The sequence below is a fragment of the Aldersonia kunmingensis genome (assembly GCF_001646865.1).
Taxonomy (GTDB): domain Bacteria; phylum Actinomycetota; class Actinomycetes; order Mycobacteriales; family Mycobacteriaceae; genus Aldersonia; species Aldersonia kunmingensis.
In genome coordinates this window covers 1-9,810 of record NZ_LRRB01000106.1, presented here as the reverse complement: position 1 = coordinate 9,810, position 9,810 = coordinate 1, and the positions used below count along the sequence as shown (strand labels likewise).

5 protein-coding genes are annotated in these 9,810 nt (G+C 66.4%); 1 reads left to right on the top strand and 4 read right to left on the bottom strand.

Annotated elements, in window-relative coordinates; all coding sequences use genetic code 11:
• From A8G08_RS07855 to A8G08_RS07845, 3 genes are all read right to left on the bottom strand, one after another.
• The coding region (locus A8G08_RS07855) for a neutral zinc metallopeptidase (protein WP_157108458.1) at nucleotides 1-1,091 on the bottom strand (1,091 nt) is incomplete at its 3' end.
• A gap of 90 nt (nucleotides 1,092-1,181) precedes the next feature.
• Nucleotides 1,182-3,452: a 1,4-alpha-glucan branching protein GlgB gene (gene glgB / locus A8G08_RS07850; RefSeq protein ID WP_084436026.1), complete on the bottom strand. Its 2,271-nt coding sequence runs from the start codon at nucleotides 3,450-3,452 to the stop codon at nucleotides 1,182-1,184.
• A 2-nt stretch (nucleotides 3,453-3,454) separates the two neighbouring features.
• A complete protein-coding gene (locus tag A8G08_RS07845; RefSeq protein WP_068272396.1) occupies nucleotides 3,455-5,452 on the bottom strand; it encodes an alpha-1,4-glucan--maltose-1-phosphate maltosyltransferase in 1,998 nt (665 codons plus the stop codon).
• 212 nt (nucleotides 5,453-5,664) lie between these two features.
• Here A8G08_RS07845 and glgP point away from each other — a divergent pair, with 212 nt between their 5' ends.
• Nucleotides 5,665-8,247, top strand: coding sequence for an alpha-glucan family phosphorylase (gene glgP, locus A8G08_RS07840; protein WP_068272394.1), 2,583 nt, complete (start codon nucleotides 5,665-5,667; stop codon nucleotides 8,245-8,247).
• Nucleotides 8,248-8,855: 608 nt separating this feature from the next.
• On the opposite strand, the gene A8G08_RS07835 is transcribed toward glgP, so the two are convergent.
• A partial coding sequence (locus A8G08_RS07835) for an ATP-dependent DNA helicase (protein ID WP_169823281.1) occupies nucleotides 8,856-9,810 on the bottom strand: 955 nt, incomplete at its 5' end.

The following is a 9,810-nucleotide window of genomic DNA, read 5'->3' as shown; positions in this document are numbered from 1 at the left end:
GCGATATCGGTGTCGGGCATCTCCTGCGGCGTACCCATCGCGGCTAACGCGGGTAGGTCGACGCCGATGGTGTTGCTCGCCGGGCAATAGGAGACCGGTTCGGTCCACGGCGCATCGGCACACAGGGCGTTCGCGCCCGAATAGTCCACCGCCGGGCTTTCGCGCAGCCCGAACATGCTGTCGAGCGCCTTGCGGAACTCATCGAGCGTCGCTGCGGTGACAGGTAGTTCGCCGGTCTGGTCCGGCGAACTGAATTGCTGCGGAAGTTCGCCGCGCCTTCCATTGATCTCGACCGGGTCGATGCGCGTACATGCCGCCGGGCCGTCGATGAAACCGACCTGAACCGCGGTCACGCGCTCGAATGCGGAACCATGAATCGACTCCGGGTCATTCGGGTCGCTGTCGCGGATGGAAACGGTCGCGGCGAGTACCGAATTGAGTCCGTCCGACGTGTTGAGCGTGAAGTGCGTGGATTGGCCTTCCGCGACATGACGAATGAAGGCGCCGCCGAAGCAGTCGGCCTGCTGTTCGGCCACGATGCCGGGGGCCTCGTCGGTTGCGATGCCACTCTGGTGCTGCACTGCGTGGCCGTATTCGTGCGCGAGGATCATGACCACCGACATCTCGCCGAATGTCTCGATCATCGCGGGCAGCAGCGTGGTGCGATCCCAGCCGATCGTGTTGTCGAGCGGGCAGTAGCCGGCGTTGGCGAGCGCGAAAGTTTCCGTGTCGCAGAAGGTGATCCCGGTGTCGGCTTCCGAGTCCCACGAGACGACCCGGTCCACCGGCGTGAACGTGCCGCCGAACAGTTGCGGATACTCAGAAGCCCAGTACGCCTCGATGTCCCCGATCGCAGTGACCGCGAGCCGGTCGACAAGTCCTTCATCGGTGTTGTCGGCGACCACAGGAGGCGGCGCGACGTCCGCGCGCAGCCCGCTCGGTCCGTTCGTGGCGGGCAGGCCGGCGACGGTGAACGGGTCGGCATAGACGGATACCGCGCGGCCGGTGACGGTTTGGCTGCAAGCAGAGACGAGCAGCGCGAGCCCGAGCACGGCGGCGCCCGTGCCGAGTCCGATCCCGGCCGCCTTCATCGACACTCCATGCATCGGCCCCACTCGTTCGTGGCGCGACCGTCTCGTGTCACGTCCCCCGGCCGGGGAACACGTCGTGGCGCGCAGCCGTCACCGCTCGTAGGCGATCCAGATGGCGCCGTTCGGTGGCAGCGCGACCGTCGCGGACGCCGGGCGTCCGTGCCATGGCCGCGCGTTTGCCGTCACCGCACCGAGATTGCCTATGCCCGAACCGTGGTAGTCGGCCGCATCGGTGTTCAGGATCTCGACCCACTTGCCTTGTTCGGGTAGCCCGACACGATAGTCGTGGTGTGCCATCCCTGAGAAGTTGAACACGCAAGCAACTACAGATCCATCGCTGCCGTAGCGCAGGAAGCTCAGCACGTTGTTAGCCGTGTCGTTGGCATCGATCCACGAATAGCCGCCAGGTGAGGTGTCCTGCGTCCACATCGCCGGATGCGCTCGATATACAGCGTTGAGATCGCCGACGAGCCGGACGATTCCGCGCCGGAGATTGCCGGTGTAGGAGTCGTCGAGTTCGTGCCAGTCCAGCCCGCGCTCCTCCGACCACTCCCGGCCCTGTCCGAATTCCTGTCCCATGAACAGCAATTGCTTGCCTGGGTGCGCCCACATGTAGGCCAGCAGCGTGCGGAGCCCGGCGGCCTTGGCGAAATCGTCGCCCGGCATACGGGTCCACAGCGTTCCCTTGCCGTGCACGACCTCGTCGTGGCTGATCGGCAGCAGGTAGTTCTCGCTCCAGGCGTACATCAACGAGAACGTGATCTCGTGGTGGTGATACGACCGGTAGAGCGGATCGTGGCCGATGTAGCCGAGCGTGTCGTGCATCCAGCCCATGTTCCACTTCATGTTGAAACCGAGGCCGCCGACGCTGGTGGAGCGGGTGACGCCGGGCCACGCCGTGGATTCCTCGGCAACAGTGACGACACCGCGATGCAGCTTGTGCACCGTCGCGTTCATTTCCTGCAGGAACGCAACGGCTTCGAGGTTCTCCCGGCCGCCGTACTTGTTGGGCGTCCAACCGCCCGCCGGGCGCGAGTAGTCGAGGTACAGCATCGAGGCGACCGCATCCACCCGCAGGCCGTCGATGTGGAATTCGTCGAGCCAGAACAGCGCATTGGCAACCAGGAAGTTGCGCACCTCGAACCGGCCGAAATCGAAAACGTAGGTTCCCCAGTCGAGTTGCTCGCCGCGCCTGGGGTCGCTGTGCTCGTACAGTGGGGTGCCGTCGAAGCGGGCCAGCGCCCACTCGTCCTTCGGGAAGTGCGCAGGCACCCAGTCGACGATGATGCCGATGCCGTCCCGATGCAGGCGGTCGACGAACCAGCGGAAATCGTCGGGGCTGCCGAACCGCGCGGTCGGCGCGTAATAGGACGTGACCTGGTATCCCCACGATCCGCCGAACGGGTGCTCGGCGACCGGAAGCAGTTCGACGTGGGTGAAGCCGGTCGCCCGGACATGCTCGGAGAGTTGTTCCGCGAGTTCGCGATACCCGAGCCCTGGCCGCCATGAGCCGAGGTGCACCTCGTAGACGCTCATCGGCGCGCGGCCCGGTTCGTAGTCGGCGCGGGCCTCGAGCCACGCCTTGTCGTTCCATTCGTAGTCGCTGACGGTGACCACCGATGCCGTCGCGGGCGGCACCTCGGTGGCGAACGCCATCGGGTCGCTGTGGTCGCGCACCGAGCCGTCTGCGCCGTGGACTCGATACTTGTAGATCGTGCCCGGGCCGAGGTCAGGCACGAACACCTCCCAGACGCCCGACGAGCCGAGCGCGCGCATGGGCGCGAATTGTCCGCTCCAGCCATCGAAGTCGCCGGTGACAGTGACGCCCCTCGCCGACGGCGCCCACACTGCGAACGAGGTGCCGCGTACCTCCCCGTCGGGCGTGGTGTAGCTGCGCGGGTGTGCGCCGAGCACATCCCACAACCGCTCGTGGCGGCCCTCGTTGAACAGGTACAGGTCGGTCTCGCCGAGAGTTGGCAGGAAGCGGTATCCGTCGGCGACCACAACGGTGTTGCCGGGATAGCCGACGACGAAGCGATAGTCGTACAGATCCTCGATGGGGACCTCGACGCTGAACACGCCGAACGCAACGTGCTGCATCGGGTAGTCGACGGCGCCGATGCGGACCGCGGCGGTTTCGGCATGCGGGCGCAGCGCGCGGATGATCGTGCCGTTCGGGCTCGGGTGTGCGCCGAGTACCGAATGCGGATTCCAGTGCGTGCCGTCGCGCAGCCGGTCCAGGTCTGCGCTATTGGGCGGGGCGACGCCGGGCTTCGGTGCGCCGGGTGTGGACTTTTCGGGCGGCGTCGCCGATTCCGGCGGCGACTTCGGTGGCTTCTGGTCCTTCGGCTTGGGACTCATGATCACTCCGACCGGTAGGCGAGTTCGAGCCGTGCTGCCTGCGACACGTGCGGCAATACCAGGATGTGTGCGACCGCCCGCCAGGGTTCGAGCCGGACGTAATTGGCCTGACCCCAGTGGTACGTCTCGCCGCTTACCTCGTCGCGTACGTCGAAGCGGTCGTGCCAGTCGCGGCCGATCGCCGGCATATCGAGCCAGACGGTGCTGTCCTCGGCGCCGAACGGGTTGAGGTTGATCACGACGAGCACCGCGTCGCCGGTGCTCGGGTCGATTTTCGAATAGGCGATTATCGCGTCGTTCTCGACGTGATGGAACGTGGTGACGCGCAACTGCTGCAGCGCCGGATGCGCCCGGCGGATTTCGTTGAGCCGGGTGATCCACGGTTCGAGGGATTCGCCGCGCGCGAGCGCCTCGGCGAAGCCGCGGGGCCGCAGCTGATACTTCTCCGAATCCAGGTACTCCTCGCTGCCCGGCCGGACCGCGAGGTGCTCGAACAACTCGAAGCCCGAATAGACCCCCCAGGTGGGCGACATGGTGGCGGCCAGCGCGGCGCGGATCGCGAACATGCCCGGGCCGCCGTGCTGCAGGCTCTCGTGCAGGATGTCCGGCGTGTTGGTGAAGAGGTTCGGCCTCGACTCATCCGCCTTCGACGAGATCTCGCGGCCGAACTCGGTCAGCTCCCATTTCGCAGTGCGCCAGGTGAAATACGTGTAGCTCTGCGTGAACCCGCGCCGTGCGAGCCCATAGAGGCGGGCCGGCACGGTGAACGCCTCGGCCAGGAACAGCACATCGGGATCGGTCTGGTGCACCTCGCGGATCAGCCATTCCCAGAAGTCCGGCGGCTTGGTGTGCGGGTTGTCGACCCGAAAGATGTGGACCCCCAGCGCAATCCAGTGCCGCACGACGCGCAGTACCTCGGCGTAGATTCCGTTCGGGTCGAGGTCGAAATTGATCGGGTAGATGTCCTGGTACTTCTTCGGCGGATTCTCCGCGTACGCGATCGTGCCGTCGGGGAGCACCGTGAACCACTCCGGGTGGTCACGCGCCCACGGATGATCCGGGGCGCACTGCAGGGCTAGGTCGAGTGCGACCTCGAGTCCGTGCGACTGCGCGGCGGTGACGAAATCCGAGAAATCCCGCTCGCTGCCGAGTTGCGGATGAATGGCGTCGTGACCGCCCTCATCGGACCCGATCGCCCATGGCGAGCCGACATCCTCCGGTCCCGGGGTGAGCGTGTTGTTGGGGCCCTTGCGGTTGATCTTGCCGATCGGATGAATCGGCGGAAGGTAGACGACGTCGAAACCCATCGCCGCGACCCGCGGGAGGTCGGCGGCCGCGGTGGCGAAAGTGCCGTGTACCGGCTTGCCGTGCTCGTCCCACCCGCCGGTCGAGCGCGGGAAGAGTTCGTACCAGGACCCGAACAGGGCCCGCCGACGGGACACCTCGACGGTGTACAGCTTGCTTCGGGTGACGAGCTCGCGCAGCGGGTACATCTCCAGCAGTGCGGTGATCTCGGCGGAGAACGCCGGTGCGACCCGCGCGGACAGCTGGGTATCGCTGCGCAGCGCCTCGGCCGCCGCAAGCAGCCGGCGCTGTTCGTCACGCGTGAGCTTCTTTGCGGCGCGCTCGAAGAGCTGTGCGCCGGACTCGAGATCGTTGGCGAGTTCCTCGGGACTCTGCCCGACCGCGAGCTTGGCCTCCACGTGGTGCCGCCACGTGGCGATCGGGTCGCCCCATCCCTCGATGCGGTAGGTCCAGTTCCCCTCGGTGGTGGGGGTGAACACGCCGTTGTAGACGTTCGGCTCGAATGCCGGCGCCATCCGCGTCCGCAACACCTTGTTCGTGCGGGGATCGCGCACCATCAGCGTCGCGGCGACGGCATCGTGTCCTTCGCGCCAGACGACTGTGCGCACCGGAAAGACCTCGCCGACGACAGCTTTCGCGGCACGGCCGCCGCTGATGTCGGGGGTGGTGTCGTCGATGGCAATGCGGCCCGGCATGCGGTTGACTCCGTTCGGCTCTGGCAGTTCCGGTTGGGGTGCGCGTAGCCGCTCCGGGGGAGCGGCAAACCCGACTGCGGCTGCGTCGCCAACCGTAATCGAGGCGCCCTGCGTTCGCCCGTTCGTTCGACGGTTCCACACCGCGCGGAGCCCTAAACACCGTTTCGCCGCACAACATGTCGAATCGTGTCCAAGTCGGTAATGTTCCCGGAGTGAAGGCGTTGCGTCGATTCAACGTTCGTGCCCATCTGCCGGAGCGACTCGCCGCGCTCGGCACGCTCTCCACCAACCTCCGCTGGTCGTGGCATCCAGCCACGCAGGACCTGTTCGCATCGATGGACGAGCGGCTCTGGGAGCAAGTCGGCCAAGATCCGGTTCGGTTGCTCGGTGAGCTCCCGCCGGCGCGGCTCGATGCGCTCGCCGAGGACGCAACCTTCCTCGCCCGGCTCGACGCGCTGGACGCCGACCTGCGCGAGTACCTGGAACGTCCGCACTGGTTCCAGCGCCAGGTCCTCGGCGGCGGCGATCTGCCGAATGGGATCGGTTATTTCTCAATGGAATTCGGTGTCACCGAGGTCCTGCCGAACTACTCCGGCGGATTGGGCATTCTGGCAGGTGACCATCTGAAGGCGGCATCGGATCTTGGTCTGCCGCTGATCGGTGTCGGATTGCTCTACCGCTCGGGATATTTCCTGCAGTCGCTCACCGCCGATGGTTGGCAGACCGAGCGCTATCCGTCGCTGGACCCGCAGGGTCTGCCGCTGAGCCTGTTCACGGACCCGAGCACTGGCGCTCCGGTGCTGATCCACGTCGCGATGCCCGGTGGGCGCGTGCTGCGCGCCAAGGTGTGGATCGCGCAGGTCGGTCGGGTGCCGCTGCTGCTGCTCGACTCCGACATCCCGGAGAACGATCCGGAGATGCGCGGCGTCACCGACCGGCTCTACGGCGGAGATCAGGACCATCGCATCAAGCAGGAGATCCTGGCCGGCATCGGCGGCGTGCGCGCTCTGCGCGCGTACACGCACGCGACCGGGCGGCCAGATCCCGACGTCTTCCACATGAACGAGGGGCACGCCGGCTTCCTCGGCGCGGAGCGGATTCGCGAGTTCATCGCCGATTCCGGGCTCGACTTCGACAGTGCGCTCGCCGCGGTCCGCGCGAGCACGTTGTTCACCACGCATACGCCGGTGCCGGCGGGTATCGACCGTTTCCCGGCCGACCTCGTGCGGCGGTATTTCGGCGGCGACGGCGGCGAGAACGCTTCCTCGATGTTGCCCGGCCTCACGGTCGATCGGATCGTCGCGCTCGGTCGCGAGGCCGATCCCGCCGTGTTCAATATGGCGCATATGGGTCTGCGGCTCGGGCAGCGCTGCAACGGCGTGTCGAAGCTGCACGGCGAGGTGAGCCGCGGAATGTTCTCCTCGCTCTGGTCCGGCTTCGATGCGGAGGAAGTGCCGATCGGTTCGATCACCAATGGGGTGCACGCGCCCACTTGGGCGGCGCGCGAATTGCTCGACAAGGCTCGCGAACTCGTCGGCCCGAAACTGGTGGAGGAGGCCCGCGGCTGGGAGCGGCTGCAGGAGATCGACCCGGGGGATCTCTGGGCGATGCGCAATCTGCTGCGCTCGCGCCTCGTCGATGACGTACGCCGGCGGGTGCGGGCGTCATGGCTGGAGCGCGGTGCGGCGGAGGCCGAATTGGGTTGGGTCGCCAATGTTTTCGATCCCAACGTGCTGACCATCGGGTTCGCGCGCCGTGTGCCCACCTACAAGCGGCTCACCCTGATGCTGCGCGATCCGGACCGGTTGCGTGCGGCGCTGCTCAACCCGGAACGGCCGGTGCAGCTGGTGGTGGCCGGCAAGAGCCACCCAGCGGACGAGGGCGGTAAGGCGCTGATCCAGCAGATCGTGCGCTTCGCCGATCAGGCCGATGTGCGGCACCGGATCGTATTCCTGCCCAACTACGACATGTCGATGGCCCGGTATCTGTACTGGGGTTGCGACGTGTGGCTGAACAATCCGCTGCGCCCGCTCGAGGCATGCGGGACGTCCGGCATGAAGGCTGCACTCAACGGCGGACTCAACCTCTCCATCCGCGACGGCTGGTGGGACGAGATGTACGACGGCGAGAACGGCTGGGCGATTCCCACCGCAGACGGAGTGGCAGACGAACAACGCCGCGACGATCTGGAGGCGGGCGCGCTCTACGAGCTGATCGAGCGCTCCGTGGTGCCGAAGTTCTACGACCGTGGTGCCGACGGCGTGCCGACCCGCTGGGTGGAGATGGTCCGGCACACTCTGCAGAGCCTGGGCCCGAAGGTGCTCGCTTCGCGGATGGTGCACGACTACGCGACCCAGTACTACGCGCCGGCCGCGGCATCGTTCCGCAAGGTCGTCGCCGACGATTTCGCCGGTGCGAAGGCCGTCGCGGCCTACCGGCGCAAACTCGAGACGGCGTGGCCGAACGTCAAGGTCACCCACGTGGACAGCTCGGGCCTGCCGGATACCCCCGAGATCGACAACCAGCTCTCGCTGCGCGCACATGTGCAGCTGGCCGGGCTGCGCCCCGACGAGGTCGAGGTGCAGGCGGTGCTCGGCCGGGTGTCACCCAACGACGACCTTTCCGAGGTGACGACCGTGCCGATGCGGCACGAGGGCGCCGACCCGGGCGGGGACGTGTTCGCGGTGGAGACGCCCGTCCCGCTCTCCGGAGCCGTGGGCTACACCGTGCGGGTGCTGCCACGCAGCGAGTGGCTCGCATCGCCGGCGGAATTGGGGTTGGTCAGCTTGCCATAGCCGCCGGTTTGTGGGACTGGACACACGTCCAGGGTTGCCGTAATTTAACCGGCGATTTGCTGTCCGAACGAAGGAACCTCTCCCATGTCCAGCGAGCTGAATAACTTCATTTCAATCCTCCAGGCGATCTCCAGCATCGGCTACGGACTCGACAACCTGTCGTCCTCTCTCAATTCGTCTGCCATTTTCAACGGCTGATCTCTGATCTCGACCCCTGATCGCTCCGCCGAGTTCGGAGCGAAACCCTGATCCGACGTGTCGCGCAGTCCGTTCGTGGGTGCGCGGCACGTCGGTACACTTCAAACTATGTTTACGACTGTTCACATCGGTGCATAATTGGCGGCGCTCTCCCGCGAACCCGATGGAGCGACAATGCTGGAAGTCCTGGTAACCCTGTTCGGAGCGCTCTCCGACTTGATTCGTGCCCTCCCGTTGTTGTTCAGAATTCCGTTGATCTGAACGCAATCGCAGCTCGTCAGTTTCGAAATGCATGCACTCGCACAGGCTTTGTCCCTATGTGGGTGTCCACTTTCGTTCGCCTGGTGCCGGATAGTGTTGGCGGAGAGCGGAATTCAGTTGCTGTCGAGCCAATTCGCGAATCGTGCGGATCAGTCTGTTTTCGAAGCGGTTTCGCCGCGCAGGCGGCGCAATGCCGCGGTGGCAACATCCGGATCGGTCGTGGTCCAGTACGGCGGGAGCGACGCACGCAGATAGCCGCCATAGCGCGCGGTGGCCAGCCGCGAGTCCAAGACAGCGACCACCCCGCGATCTGAGACCGATCGCAGCAACCGACCCGTTCCCTGCGCGAGCAGAAGGGCGGCGTGGTTAGCGGCCACCGACATGAAGCCATTTCCGCCACGCGATTCCACCGCGCGCTGCCGCGCGATGAGCAGCGGCTCGTCGGGGCGTGGGAACGGAATCCGATCCAGAATCACCAGGCTGAGCGACGGGCCGGGCACATCGACGCCCTGCCACAGCGACAGCGTCCCGAACAGCGAAACTTCCTCGTCGGCAGCGAATTTCGCGACCAGCGCGCCGGTGGCATCGTCGCCCTGGCACAGCACGGGAGTGTCGAGACGGTTGCGCATCACCTCGGTGGCGGCCTTGGCGGCCCGCATCGAGGAGAAAAGCCCGAGTGTCCGGCCGCCGGCCGCGACGACGAGTCGCTCGATCTCGTCGAGGAACTCGGGTGCGAGGCCGTCCCGCCCCGGTGCGGGCAGGTGCTTGGCCAGATAGAGGATCCCGGAGCGGGCGTGATCGAACGGCGAGCCGACGTCGAGTCCGGTCCACGCCAGGCGTTCCTCGTCCGACGGTGGCTCGGCGCCGTTGGCCATCTCGGCCACGCCGCGGGCGTTCGACTGCGACACCGGCAGTCCCCAGTTCGCCGCGAGGCCGTCGAACGATCCGCCGACCTGCAGCGTCGCCGAGGTGAGCACCACCGTCGCGGTGTCGAAAAGCCTGGTGCGCAACAGTCCGCCGACGGAAAGCGGCGCCATGCGAAGGATTCGTCGCGTCGAGCCGCGCTGTTCGGGTCCCTCTGCCAGCCACACCACATCGCGGTGC